This window comes from Candidatus Rickettsiella viridis (assembly GCF_003966755.1).
Classification (GTDB): Bacteria; Pseudomonadota; Gammaproteobacteria; order Diplorickettsiales; family Diplorickettsiaceae; genus Rickettsiella_B; species Rickettsiella_B viridis.
The window spans coordinates 87124-105743 of record NZ_AP018005.1; the positions used below are offsets into that span (position 1 = coordinate 87124).

Annotated in this window: 15 protein-coding genes; 3 read left to right on the top strand and 12 right to left on the bottom strand. The window is 39.0% G+C overall.

The genetic code is table 11. The annotated features are described in order from the left end of the window. Positions 1-106 precede the first annotated feature (106 nt). Positions 107-724 carry a carbonic anhydrase gene (locus tag DMP02_RS00450; protein WP_126322158.1) on the top strand — a complete coding sequence of 206 codons (618 nt, stop codon included), beginning with the start codon at positions 107-109 and terminating at the stop codon, positions 722-724. Positions 725-750: 26 nt separating this feature from the next. On the opposite strand, the gene DMP02_RS00455 is transcribed toward DMP02_RS00450, so the two are convergent. The 3 genes from DMP02_RS00455 to metG are packed head-to-tail and all read right to left on the bottom strand — an operon-like array spanning position 751 to position 3831. Continuing rightward, positions 751-1485, bottom strand: coding sequence for a class I SAM-dependent methyltransferase (locus DMP02_RS00455; RefSeq protein ID WP_126322159.1), 735 nt, complete (start codon positions 1483-1485; stop codon positions 751-753). A 43-nt stretch (positions 1486-1528) separates the two neighbouring features. Further along, positions 1529-2119, bottom strand: a complete 591-nt coding sequence (gene rsxB, locus DMP02_RS00460) for an electron transport complex subunit RsxB (protein WP_126322160.1) — start codon at positions 2117-2119, stop codon at positions 1529-1531. Then, positions 2116-3831 carry a methionine--tRNA ligase gene (gene metG / locus DMP02_RS00465; RefSeq protein WP_126322161.1) on the bottom strand — a complete coding sequence of 572 codons (1716 nt, stop codon included), beginning with the start codon at positions 3829-3831 and terminating at the stop codon, positions 2116-2118. The genes rsxB and metG overlap by 4 nt, the downstream gene beginning before the upstream one ends. Positions 3832-4119: 288 nt before the next feature. Here metG and apbC point away from each other — a divergent pair, with 288 nt between their 5' ends. Together apbC and dcd are read left to right on the top strand one after the other, a co-directional pair. Then, complete coding sequence (gene apbC, locus DMP02_RS00470) at positions 4120-4941, top strand: iron-sulfur cluster carrier protein ApbC (RefSeq protein WP_126322162.1); 822 nt, start codon at positions 4120-4122, stop codon at positions 4939-4941. Positions 4942-5015: 74 nt separating this feature from the next. Beyond that, a complete protein-coding gene (gene dcd, locus DMP02_RS00475; protein ID WP_126322163.1) occupies positions 5016-5582 on the top strand; it encodes a dCTP deaminase in 567 nt (188 codons plus the stop codon). A gap of 11 nt (positions 5583-5593) precedes the next feature. On the opposite strand, the gene DMP02_RS00480 is transcribed toward dcd, so the two are convergent. The 9 genes from DMP02_RS00480 to DMP02_RS00520 all read right to left on the bottom strand — a co-directional run bounded on the left by DMP02_RS00480 (position 5594) and on the right by DMP02_RS00520 (position 18542). Then, the gene (locus DMP02_RS00480) at positions 5594-7534 is read right to left on the bottom strand and encodes a right-handed parallel beta-helix repeat-containing protein (protein ID WP_126322164.1); all 1941 of its coding nucleotides are present in this window, start codon (positions 7532-7534) and stop codon (positions 5594-5596) included. A gap of 152 nt (positions 7535-7686) precedes the next feature. Then, complete coding sequence (gene rsmA / locus DMP02_RS00485; protein ID WP_126322165.1) at positions 7687-8478, bottom strand: 16S rRNA (adenine(1518)-N(6)/adenine(1519)-N(6))-dimethyltransferase RsmA; 792 nt, start codon at positions 8476-8478, stop codon at positions 7687-7689. 16 nt (positions 8479-8494) lie between these two features. Further along, on the bottom strand, positions 8495-9643 hold the full coding sequence (locus DMP02_RS00490; RefSeq protein WP_126322166.1) for a dihydrolipoamide acetyltransferase family protein: 1149 nt from the start codon (positions 9641-9643) through the stop codon (positions 8495-8497). Next, on the bottom strand, positions 9640-10620 hold the full coding sequence (locus tag DMP02_RS00495; protein WP_126322167.1) for an alpha-ketoacid dehydrogenase subunit beta: 981 nt from the start codon (positions 10618-10620) through the stop codon (positions 9640-9642). The genes DMP02_RS00490 and DMP02_RS00495 overlap by 4 nt, the downstream gene beginning before the upstream one ends. Beyond that, positions 10617-11702 carry a pyruvate dehydrogenase (acetyl-transferring) E1 component subunit alpha gene (pdhA, locus tag DMP02_RS00500; RefSeq protein WP_126322168.1) on the bottom strand — a complete coding sequence of 362 codons (1086 nt, stop codon included), beginning with the start codon at positions 11700-11702 and terminating at the stop codon, positions 10617-10619. Before pdhA ends, DMP02_RS00495 begins: the two co-directional genes overlap by 4 nt. Before the next feature lie 5 nt (positions 11703-11707). Beyond that, positions 11708-12775 carry a Glu/Leu/Phe/Val dehydrogenase family protein gene (locus DMP02_RS00505; protein ID WP_126322169.1) on the bottom strand — a complete coding sequence of 356 codons (1068 nt, stop codon included), beginning with the start codon at positions 12773-12775 and terminating at the stop codon, positions 11708-11710. Between the two features lie 204 nt (positions 12776-12979). Then, on the bottom strand, positions 12980-14155 hold the full coding sequence (locus DMP02_RS00510; protein WP_126322170.1) for a multifunctional CCA addition/repair protein: 1176 nt from the start codon (positions 14153-14155) through the stop codon (positions 12980-12982). Between the two features lie 176 nt (positions 14156-14331). After that, the gene (locus DMP02_RS00515; RefSeq protein WP_126322171.1) at positions 14332-16512 is read right to left on the bottom strand and encodes a hypothetical protein; all 2181 of its coding nucleotides are present in this window, start codon (positions 16510-16512) and stop codon (positions 14332-14334) included. A gap of 107 nt (positions 16513-16619) precedes the next feature. Then, the gene (locus DMP02_RS00520) at positions 16620-18542 is read right to left on the bottom strand and encodes a glycoside hydrolase (protein ID WP_126322172.1); all 1923 of its coding nucleotides are present in this window, start codon (positions 18540-18542) and stop codon (positions 16620-16622) included. Between the last annotated feature and the right edge of the window lie 78 nt (positions 18543-18620).

Below are 18620 nucleotides of genomic sequence, written 5' to 3' on the forward strand. Positions count from 1 at the left end.
AAATTGCCGTTGCCTTTAGATTCGTTTTAACGCTATCCTTATTCGGGACCGTTGCTCGTTTCCTAAGAATAATAATCTCTAAATTTAACAAGTTAGGAGAGTAAAGATGGAAAAAGAAAAAACGTTTAAAGATCTTCTTGATGGTTATCGTCTGTTTCGACAGAAATATACAGGCGATAATTCGATCATGAAAAACCTTTCTGCACAGGGTCAAAATCCACAGTTTATGCTGGTGTCCTGTTGCGATTCCCGCGTTGATCCCGCTTTAATACTTCAATGTGATCCAGGTGATCTATTTGTAGTGCGTAATATAGCGAATATTGTACCGCCGTATGAAAAAGATGAGGCATTACATGGAACGAGTGCGGCCTTAGAATTTGGGATACGTCGTTTAAATGTGCGTGATCTTATTTTATTAGGACACAGTCAGTGTGCAGGTATTCGCGTTTTATTACAAAATGGAAATTTGCAACAAAATGATTTTATAACGAAATGGGTTTCGTCTATAAAAATACCTGAAGCTGAATTGCATGAATCAAAAAATCCTGATGAGTATGCAAAATTAGGATTGACCAGTTCTTATGAAAATTGTCTAACTTTTCCTTGGATTAAAGAAAAAGTAGATAAACAGGAATTGGCGATACATCGTTGGTTCTTTGATATTCAAAGCGGGCAAATTTTTACGTACTCTGACAAATATGATATTTATCAGCCGTTAGAGTAATAATTTGCTAGAGAGTGACGATATTGTTATCGGTGGGCGGCAATTAATAGCAACATAGGCCGCTCACGTTCATCCATTAATTCCGGTATTGCCGCGAGCTGTTCTTTACTAGGCCCCCATTCTTCAACATGAGAGAGTGTAAAACCTTGCTGAATTAAAAGATTAAGATAAGTGCCCAGCGTGCGATGTTGTTTTTTAACCGCTTTGCCAAGCCAATTTTTTATGCGTTCACCTTCTTGTTGATAATGATTGACCGGCCATGATTTTTTTCCATCTGTACTTATGATCCAATCAGGATTTTTTTGGATAGGGGCTGTATAAATAGGATGCTCTAAAGAAAAAACAAAATGTCCATCTGGAACAAGTGCGTCATAGATATTTTTTAATAATTCAGAAATATTTTCAATATAGTGAAGTGTCAGAGAGCTGTAGACAAGGTTAAAAGTTGATTGAGGCAAAGCCAATTGTTCCATATCACTTATACGATAATTAATTGAATCAGCGTAGGGCATTGTTTTTGCTTTTTCTATCATTTTTTCAGAAATATCGATTCCTAATACTTGCGCAGCACCTTGCTCTTTAGCATATCGACAAAACCAACCATAGCCACAGCCTAAATCAACAATGTTTAGATTTTTTAATAGAGGGAGTTGTGCACACAATGCAGGCCATTCAGGCGCACCTTCTAATCCACGTTTTGAACGATTTAATTGTGAATACTCCCCAAAAAAATCAGGGTTGTCATAGATATTTTGTGGCATTAATAAACCCTTTTGTAAAATAAACAGATGGTCTGATGCAATTTTAAATGGTTACCTTAACATTTAATTTTTTTGTTTTTGAGCGAGCAATGGCCGCTTCGATATAAGTACGCTGATTAATAATTTCTTCATTTTTCTGCTGTTGAATGGCTTGCATCTTAATGTTTGCTAGCCGTTCTTTTCGCGCATAGAAACGTTGACGTGTTTTTTTAGGCTGATAAGCAGGCGTTGTTAGGGAGATGATATCAATGCAATCCACTGGACAAGGTGCAACACAGAGTCCACAGCCGGTGCATTCTTGCGTTAATACCGTATGCAGTTGTTTGGCGGCACCTAAGATAGCATCAACAGGACAGGCTTGGATGCATTTAGTGCATCCAATACATTCTGTTTCACGAATATAAGCGGTGGCAGGCAATTTTTCTTGTTTTAGCATGCCCTCTAAAAAAGGCGTTGCATCTTTTTTTAAGAGTTCAGCAAGTGCTTTTAATGTTTTAATGCCGCCGGGAGGACAACGATTAATAGCTTCGCCATCGGCTATTGCTTCAGCATAAGGTAGACAGCCGTCGTAATCACATTGGCCGCATTGTGTTTGGGGTAATAAGCCGTCGATCTGTTCTACAAGATTATTCATTCGATTTTTAGATTTTGAGTCGCAGTTAGAGCATCATTTTGTATGGCACGGATGGCTTCTTCTTGAATACGTTGCAATAACGGCGTGAAAGATCGAATAGTATGATCGCAGAGTAACTCTTGACGATTTTCCCAAGTCATTGGCACTATATTAAGAAAGGTTTCTACTTTCTCTGCAGTAACCGGCAGTACAGGTTTTAAATAGGTCATTAAGATTCGAAATAGATTTAATCCTAGACTACAAACCGCATGCGCCCGTTCTATTTGCTCAGGAATTTTTACTAGAGCCCATGGTTTTTCAGCATCAATAATTTGATTGGCTTGATCCGCTAAATCCATAATGGTACGTATTGCACGGCTAAATTCACGATTTTCATAAGCCTGTGCAATTTCATCACCTTTTTCAATAAAATGCGCAACTAATTTTGGCGCATGACAAGACGGCGATAGTTTATAGTCAAAGCGTTTACTGATAAAACTCGCACAACGACTAGCAATATTAACTAATTTTCCAACTAAATCAGCGTTGATTCGCTGGGTGAAATCCTCGAGATTTAGATCAATATCTTCCGCTTTTTTGTTAAGTTTAGCGGCAAAATAATAACGTAGGTATTCAGGATCTAAGTGCTGCCGATAATCCTGCGCGGTGATAAAAGTGCCACGGGATTTCGACATTTTCTGGCCATTGACGGTTAAGTAGCCATGTACAAAAACACCCGATGGCGTACGAAAATCGGCGCTTTTAAGGATAGCAGGCCAAAAAATAGCATGGAAATTAATGATATCCTTTCCTACGAAATGATAGAGCGCTACTTTCTCGTTGTTTGTCCAATACTCATCAAAGTTAAGATCAGGACGGCGTTTACAGAGATTTTTAAAACAAGCCATGTATCCGATGGGTGCATCTATCCAAACATAAAAATATTTATCTTCTGTGCCAGGAATTTTAAAACCAAAATAAGGTGTGTCACGCGAAATATCGAGATCATGTAAACCTTCTTTAAACCATTCTAAAAGTTTATTGCTGACCTCTTCGGCAAGGTGGTGTTCGCTGGTAATCCATGTACGCAGAAAATCGGCATAATTCGAAAGCTGAAAGAAATAATGTTCAGATTCTTTAGCAATTGGTGTGGCGCCGGAGAGTGTAGATTTCGGATCGATAAGATCTAAGGGTGTATAGGTTGAACCACAAGCTTCGCAATTGTCGCCATATTGGTCGGGCGTTTTACAACAAGGGCAGTTTCCTTTTACATAGCGGTCAGGAAGAAACATTTTTGCTTCAGGATCATAGGCCTGATTAATGACTTGAGTACGAATATCACCTTTGGCTTGCATACGCGCATAAATCAATTCTACTAGCGCTTTGTTTTCGGGTGAATGGGTGGTGTAATAATTATCAAAGCTAATATGAAAGGCATCAAGATCGGCCTTATGCTCGCTAGCAATGAGCTTAACTAACTCTTCTGGTTCTATACCGCGTTGTTTAGCGGCCAACATCACGGGTGTGCCGTGGGCATCTTCGCCGGATAAGAAGATACAATTACGCCCTAACATTTTTTGAAAACGTACCCAGATATCAGCTTGAATATGCTCTAATAAATGGCCCAAATGAATGGAGCCATTGGCATAGGGTAATGCCGTGGTAACTAGTATACTCTTCGCACTAGAATCTTCGGCAGTGTTGCCGCTCAATTCGCCATCCTCATGTATCATAAATACATTCCGGTTGCTTCATTTTCGCGGCGCCTTGCCGAAAATCCCATTGCTGTGAGTCTAATTTTTGTTGAGATTGCTGCGTATTTAGCTTTTGCGTATTATTCATTGCCAAAGTGTGCCTTTTTGTTAGGATATACTCTTCGCACTTGAATTTTTAGCTGCGTTGCCGTTCAACTCGCAATCCTCATGTATTCCACATACACTCCGGTTGCTCATCTTCGCGGCGCCTTGCTAAAAATCCAATTGCTGTGAGTATAGTCGTCAAGTCATCATGCTAGGGTTAGAATGTTAAAAATTACAGATAGAGTCAAGCATATTATTGCCATTGCTTCAGGTAAAGGAGGTGTAGGTAAGTCGACGACAGCAGTTAATTTGGCTTTGGCGCTAGCGGCCAAAGACGGGGTACGGGTGGGTCTTTTAGATGCTGATATTTATGGGCCTAATCAACCACAGATGTTAGGGGTAAACGAAAAGCCAACGAGTAAAGACGGAAAGACCCTCGAACCTGTACATGCACATGGCATTCAATCCATGTCAATTGGCTATTTAATCGATATTAATACCCCCATGGTATGGCGTGGGCCTATGGCAACGGGTGCTTTACAACAATTGTTAAATGATACGCATTGGGATAACTTAGATTATTTAATAGTGGATCTTCCTCCGGGCACTGGGGATATTCAATTGAGCTTAACGCAGAAAATTCCCTTAGCCGGTGCGATTATTGTGACAACGCCGCAAGATATTGCTTTACTCGATGTGCGTAAGGCAATTGGAATGTTTAGTAAGGTAAAAGTTCCTCTGTTAGGGGTGGTAGAAAATATGTGTGCGCACGTGTGTAGTCAATGTGGACATGAAGAGCCTATTTTTGGTGAGGGCGGCGGAGAGCGTATTGCCAAGGAATGTGGCGTAAACTTACTCGGTGCTTTACCTCTAGACAGCCGAATTCGTAAGCAAGCTGACTCAGGTAAACCTATTTTTTTGGAAGATACCGAGGGTGCTATTGCTAACATTTACCGAAGTATTGCTGATAAAATTGTACAACAACTCGCGGGGCAACCTAAAGGTCCGACTCGCTTCCCTAAAATTGTTATTGAAAAGAAATAGCTATACTCACAGCAATTGAATTTTCAGCAACACCGCTGAAAATTCAATTGCAACGCGTATACGAGGAAATATTTATGTCTATTAAATCAGATACTTGGATTTGTCGTATGGCAGAAGAAGCAAAAATGATTGAGCCCTTTGAGCCACAACAAATTCGTCGTAATGAGACCGGGCGAATTATTTCTTATGGCGTATCTAGCTATGGTTATGATGTACGCTGTGCAAATGAGTTTCACATCTTTACTAACATTAATTCAGTGATTGTTGATCCAAAATGTTTTCCTGACGCAAGCTTTATTAAAGTTAAAGATGATGTTTGTATTATTCCGCCAAATTCTTTTGCTTTGGCGCATACGGTCGAGTATTTTCGTATCCCGCGAAATATTTTGACTATTTGTTTAGGAAAGTCAACGTACGCACGCTGCGGTATCATTGTCAATGTAACGCCTTTAGAACCTGAATGGGAAGGTCAAGTGACGTTGGAGTTTTCAAATACAACACCGTTGCCAGCAAAGATTTATGCAAACGAAGGTGTTGCACAAATGTTGTTTTTAGAGTCAGATGAAGTCTGCCAAGTTTCTTACCGGGATCGACAAGGAAAATATCAAGGTCAGAAGGGCGTGACTTTGCCTGTGGCGTAACTGTTTTTTACTTAATGCGAGGGGCAATTGAGTATATTCCCATTAATTTTGCAAATAGAATTGTTGATGGTAACGCCTTGATCCAGTGGGACAACTATTTCGGTAGCGGTGCCGCCTCCAGCATTTAATTGGCTATTATTTATGATGATTTGACTGTTTGTTGTAATTAATGCGATTGTGCTTCCCGAGAGGTTACTATTCATGATATCTAGAGTAATATTATTTGCGTTAACGACTGCATGTTCAGATGTTTCTATCCCTCTTAAGTTTGTGGTAGTTACAGGTTTTACGAGGATTTGAGTATTTTCTATAGCCATTGTGCTGCTATTGCTAGCCGTAACGCCTGTTAAGGTACCCCCATCTGAGGAGCCTCCCTGCATTTGTATGACGCTACCTTGTATATTGACAGAAGAATTGCTAGCTGATATCCCTGAAGCAGACGTTCCCGTTCCACCTGTATTTTTTTGAATTGAAATTTGGATTTGTGTATTTTTAATTAAGATCGAATTTCCGTGATTAATACTGATTCCAATAGGATTAGTGTTTCCGTCCAAAGATATTTGGTTGTTGGAAAAGGTACTGTTAGAGGCGTTTTGAATCTCAATTCCAAAATCCCTAGCAAAGATATTATTATTAGTTAGCAACGTATTTTGCCCAGAATCCTGTATCCCCGAAGAAAATCGGTTATTGGCATTACCAATTTGGCTTCCTGTAATTTGGTTATTAGTGCCCTTTGCTACGTTTATTCCTGTGGAATTATTAGGATCACCAACAGCTAATAATATAATATTTTCTATAGTATTATTTCCATTAAGAATAAGTTCTCTCTTAAAAGTAGAACGTGCAGAGCCGGTTGCTGCTTGTGAGTAATCGCTGGTACGTGAATGTATGCTTTGACCTAAATTTAATTCAACCACATTATCGCTCTGCGGAGTACCATAACTACCCCCATTAAAATACATCCTTGTATTGGGTAATAAATTATTCAATGTGTTCACGCCCATTTGGCTAAAATCAGTGGGTCCACAGGGATTTTCATAGGTACAATTGGCTAGAATTAATCCATTGCCGTCATTATTAGGCCCGCCTGTTTGGCTAAAGAAAGCCAGGTTGTTGCGTAGTACTTGTGTGCCTAAAAATTGTTTATTTGTACGTGCGGGTATGAACGACCCTTCTCCGAGTTCAGCTAAATGTCGTGCTACCGGATCGGTTAAGCGTTCTTCTATATCGGGATCGGCACGATGAATTCGTGTACCGCCAAATTCTATCCCTAAACCCACGGCATAGGTACTGTGATGTAACTTGTCATAGGTATAACTACCAATAATTTTTAGATAATTTTCTAACCAATATTCCAAACCGGCCGCACCTCCCCAGATGTTCTCGCTTTGTGGAGGTGTGAAAAAATAACTTCCTAAATAGCCTTTCCACGATGAGTTTGGAAAAAATTGATAGCTAAATTTGACATCTCCACCATCGCCAACAAATTGATCGGCTTGAAAAAGACTCCTTTGTTCCGTGTGTCCTAGAAAATAAGGTGCTCCCGTACTATTTCCCGCATCGTAATGACGATCTCCCATCGGGAAGTATACATTTAGATGGGCATCCCAACGCGATGCCAAGATTTCCACACCAGGGTTTAATACATATAAGCGCGCGTTGTTATCGATACGGCTGTAGCCACCAAATAGGTAACCACCCAAAATTGCGGTTTTGTTTTGAATCCAGCGATAGCCTAGACCTACATCTAATTCACCTTGATTATTACTTGCATAAGAAAGAGAGGGATCCACATAAAGGTTATGAGTACTATCAGCTTTTAAAGGTAGCAGCAGATCGGTTTGAGCCACAGCATGGTTGCTTGCATAGCCATTAGCAGATAAACGAGGTGGTAGCGTAAAGTTAGCATGTGCAATTTCTGTTGTACCGAATAAAATAAGAGTAAGGCACATTAGAAAAAAGCTTCGGATAGGCTGCATTACTTTAGACATACAACAAGCCCTGTTCCTCTAGGTAAAAAAATCCTTTTTTATATAATAGTACTTAATTTTCAATAAAGTAAAATATTATTACGGAATCATCTATTAACAGAGATTTTTTAGGATTATTGCTTAGCGTTCATTAGAAAATTGCTCAATGTCACATAATCTTGCACAGAAAGTTGTTCTGCACGTTGTTTGGGATCGATTTTTAATGATTCAAATTGTTGTACGTTAATTAGCTGTGCCAGATTATTACGTAACATTTTTCGACGATGACTAAAAGCAGCACGTACTATTTCAGCAAATAATAACGGATCATCGGCTTGCCAAGGTGGGGTTTGATAAGGAATAAGACGAATAACTGCAGAGTCAACTTTGGGTGGTGGATTAAAAGCACCGGGTTTGACAATAAATAATTTTTTAACTTGGCAATAGTACTGAATCATAACGCTTAAGCGTCCATAATGTGCATTTCCTGGTTGGGCTACCATGCGTTCAACGACTTCTTTTTGCAGCATAAAGTGCATGTCTTGAATAGCATCCACTTGTTCTAATAAATGAAATAACAGGGGTGTAGAGATATTATAAGGAAGATTTCCAACGATGCGCCATCGTATATTCGGCTCTCCTGCTGAACGCAAATCAAATTTTAAAGCGTCAGCCTGGTAAATAATTAACTCCCCTAGCGGCGCACATTGTTTTTTTAGCAAGGGGATGAGATCTTTATCCAATTCAACCACGATTAATCGATCTAAGAGCGGTAATAATTGCTGTGTTAAGGCCCCCATTCCTGGGCCAATTTCCAGCATAGGATCCATTTTTTTAGGATGAATAGCCGAGATTATTTTTTCAATAATAAAGCTTTCATGTAAAAAATGCTGGCCGAATCGTTTACGTGTTTGAAATGCAGACATAAGCGCTCTTATTTTTTTAAGAAGTTTGTAAATCTCGTATTAGCGCAGATAAAAATCTTGCTGCTTCACCGCCAGTAATCGCACGATGATCCACCGTTAATGATAAGGGAAGCAACTTATGGATGGCTGGTTTTCCTTGCTCTGCAACAACCGCTTCGCTAATACGTCCTACCGCTAAAATAGCCACCATCGGTGGAATAATGAGAGGGCTTGCATAGCGTCCAGCAAAAACACCGACATTGGATAATATAAATGTCGCACCACTCAGATCTTCAGGTGGAATACTGCGATTTTTTACCCTTACTTTAAATTCATCGATTTTTTTACGTAAATCAATAGCACTGCATTGTGCAACATTTTTCAATACAGGTACAAATAAACCTTCGGATGCATCCATGGCAATTCCTAGATTAATGTGTGGGTGTTGACGTAAAGCGAGATGTGTTTCATCAAGCCAAGCATTTAATCGGGGTTCGCGTTGGCAGGCTGCCATGATAGCGCGTATTAAACGTAAGCTAACATCAGTTTTTTCGGGCCACGCATGGATATCAGCATCATCGACTAAGGTTACCGGCACTACGGTTTGATGTGATTTGCTCATCGCCATCGCCATGGCGCGCCGTACCCCACGCAGAGGTTCATAATCTTCTGTAGGTTTTGTGAGGGGTGATGCGGGCGTTGTTATTTTTGTTGCGTTTTCTAAGTCGGTTACCGTAATTTGTCCTGCGGGTCCTGTGCCTATGCAATGCGCAAGATCAACTTGCATTTTTTTTGCTAATGCACGAATAGACGGTGTTGCTTTAATGCCTTGAGCCGTTGCAGTGCCATTAGAGCTAGGTTGAATGCCTGTTGCGAGTTCCTCAACGATTGTGTCACTGGTCTGTAAATTTCCCACCACCGTTGCTTTATCTGTTGATGCGGTATCTTTATTATCACTTTCAATGTCAATCAGTGCAGCGCCGGTCTTAATAATATCACCAGGGTGTCCATATAATTTCACTACTTTGCCATTAAAAGGTACGGGAATATCAACTACTGCTTTGGCCGTTTCCATGGCTACCATCGGTGCATCCATTTTTACGACATCACCTACCTTAATATGCCATTCGTGAATTTCTGCGTCGGGTAAGCCTTCACCTAAATCTGGTAGATAAAATACTGTCATGTAAACTCCAATGTTTGATCAATCACATTGATAATTTTTGTGAGACTTGGCAGATATTGTTTTTCTAATTGCGCGTAAGGTACCGTTACATCGTAACCGGTAACACGTTGTATGGGTGCTTTTAGCGATAAAAAAGCTTTTTCGCTTAATTGCGCAGCGATTTCTGCGCCTACGCCACAAAAACGTGCTGCTTCATGAATAATGACACAGCGCCCGGTTTTTTCTACGGAGGCGAGAAGTGTGTCACAGTCTAATGGTTTAAGTGTGGCTACATCAATCAGATCGGCGCTTAATCCTCTAGTGAGCAAATTATCTGCAGCCATTAAACTTTCATGTAACATAGCGCCCCAGCTTATCAGTGTGATGTCCTTCCCTTCGCGTAACAGAAAGCTTTTGTCTAAAGGAAGCGCTTCTCCAGTATCTGCTACTTTTTGTTTTTGTAGACGATAGAGACGTGTGGGCTCTAAAAAAATGACGGGATCCGGATCGCGAATTGCCGCAAGTAATAAACCATAAGCACGTGCCGGTGAAGAAGGTACAACAACGCGTAACCCTGGCGTATGAGCAAAAAGGGTTTCAGTGCTTTCAGAGTGGTGTTCTGGTGCATGAATACCAGCCCCATAGGGCATGCGGAAAACTAATGGGCAGGATAACCGCCCGCGTGTGCGGTTACGAAAACGTGCGGCATGATTAATAATTTGATCCAGTGCGGGATAACTAAATCCCATAAACTGAAATTCAGCGACCGGCTTTAATCCCTGTGTGGCCATGCCAATTGAAAGTCCGGCGATCATTGATTCGGCTAGCGGTGTATCTAAAACACGATCGGCGCCAAATTTTTCAAATAATCCTTGTGTTGCACGAAATACGCCGCCATTAATACCAATATCTTCGCCTAATAAAACAACCTCTTGATCCGCATTCATTTCATAATTTAGTGCTTGATTAATCGCAGCGATTAGCGTTATTTCTGTCATAGCTCAAGCATCTCATGTAATTTAAATAAGGCGGTTGCTTCAATACGTTGTTCATTTAGATCCGCCGGTAATTGTGCAAAATGATAGTCAAACAGATCGGTAATAGCAGGTTTAGGCAAAGCAAGGTACTTATTAACCGCATTTTCTATAGTGAGATTACATTGTTGTATGAAGTGTTTGTCTTCCTCTTCAGTCCAATAGCTTTGATCGAGGAGATAAGTACGCAAACGTGAGATAGGTTCTTCTTTATAAGCGTGTTGAAGTTCTTCGGATGCTCGGTAACGAGCCGCGTCATCGGCAGTGGTGTGATCACTTAAACGATAGCTTAAGGCTTCAATGACGCTGGACCCTTTTCCTGTGCGTGCTTTTTCGGCCGCTCTTTCTACTGCAAATCTGACAGCAACGACGTCATTGCCATCGACTTGTTCACCTTGAATGCCGGCAGCAATGGCTTTTTGTGCTAAGGTTTGGGCGTGGGTTTGTGCTTTACGCGCCGTCGAAATAGCCCATTGATTATTATTGATCACAAATACCACGGGTAATTGCCAAGCACCGGCAATATTTAACGCTTCATAGAAATCACCTTCGGAAGTGGCGCCATCACCGCAAGTGGTAACAACGACACGTGCTTGTTTGCGAAGCTTAAAAGCGGTTGCAACACCAGCGGCGTGCAGAACTTGTGTCGCGATAGGGACACAAATAGGAAAATCATTAGGACATTCGCTGAAATGATTTCCCCATTCATTTCCTTTCCAGAAGCTAAGAATTTCCTGCATTTTTACGCCACGCATCAGTTGTGCGCCGTAATCTCTATAGAAAGGACATAAAATATCTTCTTTTCTCATACTAGCGCCAATCCCTACAGAAATAGCTTCTTGTCCAAGCGTGGAGGCATACGTATTGAGTTTTCCTGTCCTTTGTAAAGTGACGGCTTTGCTGTCAAAAAGTCGTGTTAGTAACATCGCTTGATAAAGTGGCAACAGCGTTTCTTTTTTAACAAAGGAAGGTAAATCTTGTGTAGGCTTACCGTTGGCATCTAAAAAACAGGTATAATCTATAGAAAAGCTTGCGACTTCGCTCATAATGATTAATCCCCTATAATGGCATGTGCATTAGGTTTAATTAATCGTGCTTCAGCCATGCTATCTGCTACTTCATGAGGGAGTTTATTTTCTTTGTGTGCACGTTGAAATAGTTCTAATAGAGTATCGTAAATTGCTTGTATATGTTGCTCTACAAATTCTTTATTGATGTAATTACGATATTCTGCATAAGCGTAAATCAAACCGCCGGCGTTTATAACGTAATCAGGCGCATATAAAATGCCTTTCTCTTTTAATAGTGAGGCATGGCGTGGCTCGGCTAATTGATTATTTGCAGCACCTGCAACGATAGCTGCTTTTAGCTGGGAGATTGATTCATCATTTAAAATAGCTCCTAAAGCGCAAGGCGAAAAAATGTCGCATTCAACGGCATAAATATCCTCAGATTTAACGATGGTTGCGCCCAGTTCTTTTGCACAGTGTGTTGTTAATTTTTGATCACGATCACAAACCGTTAAACGAACACCTTGTTTATGTAGTCGATTAGCTAGGTTGTAACCCACGTGCCCTAATCCTTGTAGTGCAACATGCAAACCATTTAAAGTATCTTGTTGAAATTTAAATTTTACCGCGGCTTCTATGCCGCGTAATACACCTAAAGCCGTGTAGGGTGCAGGATCTCCTTTATGTTTTGAAGTCGTCACGACATAGGGTGTTTCTAAAGCAATGTTATCCATATCGTTCATAACGACACCGCTATCCATCGCAATAATGTAACGGCCTTTTAAATCGTTAACAAAACGCCCTAATGTTTGAAAATACGCATCTCTATTTTTAAGTTGTTTGGGACGCATCAGTACAGTTTTTCCGCCACCTAGTGGTAGATTTGCCATGGCCGCTTTATAGCTCATGCCTTGCGCTAAGCGCAAAACATCATGAATGGCGAGATCAATAGAGACGTATTCTATACAACGGCAGCCACCGAGTGCAGGGCCTCGTTGAGTAGAATGAATCCCGATGATGGCATAAAGCTCCTTCGTTTGATCAATTTTGAAGTGTAGCTCGCCAAATCCTAAATTTTTTGCATACTGCAGCAGATCATTGCTTAGCATTAGTAAACCCTGATTCCTTCAGAAAGACGATTAATATAAGATACTCTTCGCACTAGAATTTTCGGCTGTGTTCCCGCTCAATTCGCAAACTTTATGTATCATATTTGCGGTGCCTTACCGAAAATCCTATGTTGTGAGTATATTTTTTTTGGTATTTTAATAGTGAGTGCACATTCTAAGAGAGTCTGCGCAGGCATGCAATGATTAACTGGATTGGATGAGGTGGGATAACGCGTCAATGCGTTGTTGGCGTAATTTTTTTCCTAGTATTTGGCCCTCTAAACCTTGTTTGGTTAAAGCGGTCACAGAAATAGATTTAGCAGTAGACAGCGCGGCTAAGATTCTATTTTTTTGTAAATACGGGTTAGAATTCAAGCCAGAGTAGGCATGAAAGTCAGCTTCACAGACTAGTAAAAATTGTTGAAACCGAGCCAGCTGTCGAAAAGCATCCGTTTTTTCTAATAAGCTAAGTAAAGTCTCTGCATCGAGTTCTAATGCACGATGTGCTAGTAAATGGTAACGTGCGACTATTATCGCTAGAGAAGAATAGGCAGTAGATATACGATAGCTTTTACATAAATGTTGAATACTAGAAATGCCAGTGTCATTTAATTCTCGGCCTAAATGGCATAATAGTGCGGCAAATCGTATTTGTGGATCGGAGGTTAATTTAACTGCACAATCAAATGTTGCTAAATTATTTGGTTTTTGTTTATCTGAGGCGCTAATAAAATCAGTGTAGAGCATCTGCAATGTGGGGAATAAAATAGCTAAGGCGCCGCAGTCAAACAATGTTTTAATAAATGCTTGCGGGGTGGGTTTCGTCAATGCGAGGGAAAACTCTTGCCATACGCGTTCAGGTACCAATGCGTTGACTTCACCTGCTTTAACCATGGTTTTCATTAATTGCATCGTTTCTGGCGCCACATGAAAACCTAGGTGTGCGAAGCTAGCCATAAAGCGTGCGACACGTAAGATGCGTACGGGATCTTCAATAAATGCAGGTGAGATATGACGAAAAATTCGTTTGGCAATATCATCTTGTCCATGATAAGGATCAATAATTTCTCCAGTAGTTGTTTGTGCTATGGCATTGATAGTTAAATCTCGTCGCTTAAGGTCAGCTTCAAGCGTGACATCCGGTGCTGCGTAACAGGAAAAGCCCTTATAGCCAGGGCCTATTTTTCGTTCGGTACGCGCTAGTGCATATTCTTCATGAGTTTTTGGGTGCAGAAAGACAGGAAAATCTTTTCCTACCAAGCGAAACCCTTTTGCTAACATTTGCTCCGGGGTTGCACCCACTACCACATAATCGCGTTCTTTGATGGGATGCCCCAATAACTGATCGCGTACAGCGCCACCGACTAAATATGTTTCCAAAGGTTTATCCTTTTATTGATCAACACTGTATTCTTCGCACTAGAATTTTCGGCGGTGTTGCCGCTTGGTTCGCAATCCTCATGTATGTTGTATACACGGCAGCTGCTTTTCTTCGCGGCGTCTTGCCGAAACCCCATTGCTGTGAATACGCTTAAGATTAAAACTAACAAAAAAAGCTAGCGTGTCAAGTTCGGGCGGAGATCGGTCTTATTTATTAATAGGGGTGTTAAAGAAGATGTTGGCAACGTAAAAAATTTACAGTTAGGTCGGCGTTCATTTGAGTTGATTTTTTTTACTGCAAGATCGAGATAAGCGAGTTGCTTTTCTGTAGATACGTCGGTAACTTTTTCAGTGCAGCTCGTGTTAATGACATTGGAGTCTAACTCTTTAAAAATAGCAGTTAAATACGATAATATTTTTCTTCGGTATTCTAATATTTGTAATTTACTGTCTAGATGTTCAGCAAAAAAAAGGAGGTTTCGCTGTCGCGAATTAAGGTGATAGGTGAGAAAATTAGCAGTGCCATGAATAATTATTAATGGGGTAAAAAATAATATGTAGGGAGAGGGTGAGAAAAAATTTTTAAAACCTAAACTGCTTTCAAATGCTATTTGTTCTCCTAGGCTAAATCCATAGAATCCACCCACTGAAAAAGAAAGTAAACGACTCAGAAATTTTTTTATTTTTGCTGAAGAAGAAATAATTGCACGTTGTCTTTTATCTTGATAATTCGATTTATAAATATCATTATACTTTAAATAATCATTAAATAGTAAAAAAAGTTTTTTAGACTCTTGTGGCAATTGATTGCTTTCTCTAAATTGCTTGATTTTTAGTTCTAGAGCTCGAATTTCGTTTCTCAAAAGTTCAAATTTTTGCCACTTTTCTAGCGTTACAGTTTTTAGCTCTCCTTGGTTGTCTATGAAACTGAATTCACAAGGCTCTTTTAAAAGAGTGCGAATGGTTCTTTGGTAAGTGTTTTTACTAGATTGGTATTTAATAACGTGTCGTATAAGAAAAATACACGTTGGAATTAAAATAAATAGACCCACAACCAGTGGAGAACTTATAAGGCTTGCAAGCGTTAATGCGCCGATAAAATTGAAAAAAATAGAGGCCGCCCAAGATATTAAATAGGCGGAAAGCGTAACGCTCATGATTTTTGTCACAAGTGAAGTAATAAATTGAGTTTTTGGAAATACTCGATTTAATTTTTGATAAATCGCAGAACTTTCAAACTCTATGCATGTATCCAACGCTTTGCTGGTTTGTAAAGGTAGGTTTGTATATAAATTTTCTATCTTAATATCTAGATGAAGCAATTGATTTTGAAGTATAGAGAGCTGCTTTTCATATTGTGCTTTATTGAACACTTCTTGTTTAATGTGGCTGAGTATTTTCTCTTTTTTTGGTATTTCTAATACATTAGAAAATGTAGAAATTTTATTTAACGCTGTAAATGAAGTGAAACAAAAAATTATATATCTAATACTAGGTATAGCGATAAATAAAATTAAAGGAAAATTAGGGAATGGAATGGAAAAAATAATTAATAAAAAACTAATCCATCTTAGTAGGGTGGTATAACTATTGGTGGCATTCCAAATAGTATTAATAAATTTAAATAAAGTGTTTTTGTTTAAGGAAGATTCAATTTTTTCCCAGTATGTAGCAGCGCCTGCTAGATTTTTTTGATAATTTTCTGAGCAAATTACAGCTAGCAAATCACTATTAGCAATTTTTTTTTGCAATATTTTTAGTTTTGAAATTTTTAATTGAACTATTCTGCAATCTTCATTGAGTAGTTTTTTAAATTCAGTAATAGCATCTTGGTATTTTAAGTTCTCAAAAATTAATAGTTTATTATCGTAACAACATTTAAAACAGGCTAGCGTGGCTATTTCATAAAGATACTGCCGTGTTTTTTTTAGTTTTGCGTAAGGGATTGATTTTTTAGCTAGTTCACTGTTCAGGAATTGATCGATATAAATGGATAACTTTTCTTCATTCTCTAAAGCGCGTTTCCTTATTATTTTTATAAAGCGTTTATCACGCGCATCAATAACCCAAGGGTTTGTTTTGTCTATAGAGTAAGAATATAAACAGTCATTATATTGCTTAATTAAAGTTTCTTTTGCTTTGTGTGTATCTAAACCATTAAAGTTATAACAGGAAATTTGGTAGTTCCAGCTATTGCGATCACATTGTATATAAGCTTTATAAATATCTTTAAAAAGCGCTACGAGAAATGGTAGTACAGTACCATCATTTAGCTGAGTATTAGAGGCGTTCCTTTTTTTGAGTTCAGGTATTTTTTTTAAATTGTTCCAAACGGATGCAAGATCTTTACTAGGCATCGTACAATGGCTTTTTATTATTAGTTATTACTGTAGAATACCCGTATTGTATATTAAATTAAACTATAAATAAAATTAGATCTTAAGCTTGCGTAGCTAACGGTGATTTATTTTTTATTTGAATAATTGTTCGGACAAAATAGGTGTTGACTACCATCTTCTTTCCATTGTGCTTGAATGCAATCAGGCCTTATTCCTTCAAAAGTTGTTTTTGAAAAGTTTGCGGTTAGTATAAGTCGATTTCCGAGTTGTGTTTGTTGAACTAAGTGATCTGTCGTTAACCATTTAAATTCTGTTAAAGGCTCTAAACCGGTCATCTGATGGAGGGGTGAAAAAAATTGATAGTATTCTACAAAGTAATTTTCATTGTCTTCTAAGGTTTTTTTGTCTAATACCCAAATAGGTGGAACGTTATAAAGATTTTGTAATAAAGCCTTTGTTTTTTTAAGGGTAGGAATTTTTAATTCGTTGAGCTCCCAACGGTCGGTAGAAATGACAGAATCATGAAAAACAGCTTCATAGAGTGGAAGCCGATAACGCGGGTCATAAGCGGCATGCATAAGTTCATACGGCGCCTGATAAGGTTTGAATAAAACAGTAGGTTTTGTATTAGGCCACCAAGCACCAAATTGTTTTTTATCTTTTAGATAAGGCCAAAATGCCTGTGAAAAACTTAGAAACCCACCATTATTATAGGCAATAACCGCGTTAGACCAGGCTAACCCTGTTTCAGAACCGAGTACTAATTTTTTAGTGCTACTGATATAACGCATGCGTTCAACACGATCTTCTAAATCTTGTAACCGTGTCATGGGATGCTGCTTTGAGTAATCTTCATATAATGGTGCAGCGGCATCGCAGTCTAGGAAAAGGCTATTGTCACCTTTGCTTAGCATCGTATCGAGATGCATCGCTATGTTTTTTTCTTTGGATTCTCTTAAGCGTAGGGCTTCGGCACTTAAATAGCAGCCACGGTTTGCAAAGCCAGTTAAGAGGCTGCCATTTTTACTGCGAATACAGGCTTTGGGCCACAAATGATTGGGCCAGTTTGACGTCATGCTATCGGAAGTTTTTGGATTCTGTGCGTTATCAAAACTATCGTAGGGTGCAATTAAATAACCCATATTTTCAGCGGTAACAATATAAGTTTTATCAATATTAAATCCATTTTTAATCGGTGTTGCATCGTAACCGATCCAGAGATGTTTAATGCCTAAGGCATCAAATTTTCGTAACATGTCTATACTTTTTCCATCACCCCAAACCCAGACGTGAAAAGCGCCCAATAGTTTATTAACATTTGCGTTCTCCAGTATTTTTTGCTTCAGTGAAACAAATTTATTTTGTTCTATCAATAAATGGCGATAATCTAACGCAGGGCTAATCGGTGAATTACCAGTAGAATGGATAGATATTTCATAAGCAGGGAAATGATCACGTTTTAAAAACTGATGGGTATTGCTTAAGTAAAGTTGAGCGTTTTTTTGTTTAACATGCGTCTCGGTATTGACATCGTGATCCGCCATGATAGTGCTGATAGTCCCAACGTTGTATTGAATGGCCCAAAATGGCATGCTTAATGATAAATCAGGGTATTTTTTAAACTCTTTAAGCCAAAATAAATTATGATTGGGGATATATAAGCCTTCACCCTCTGGAATAATTAAAGCATTTGCTAGTGGGCTTAAGCCCATGTTTGGCCACTGTAGGCTTTGTTCTTTGTTGGTAGTCAATAAAAACTTCAATCCTTCATCATCTACAGTGACTTTAACTTGCATTTTAAGGTTCGGGTAGTTCCACTGTGCTTCTTTAGAGTTATTTTTTAGTTCAGTTACTTTATCAAAAAGGTAATCATCTTTTGTGAGATCAATTTTTTCTGAGCTATCAATAGGGCTTAGGGAGATGGCTAAGGTTGCAGGGTTAAGGGTAAATAATCCTACTTTACTTTTTAATTCAATGAGTTCATGTGCCCAGCTTTGTGAGTAGATAAAAAAAAGGCTAGAAATGAGTAGCCATGATTTTTTAAACATAGTGAATTACCCAAATTTTTATTAATACGAAGGTTAAAAAAACAGCAGTCAACAAGCAATAGTTATAATCTAGCATAA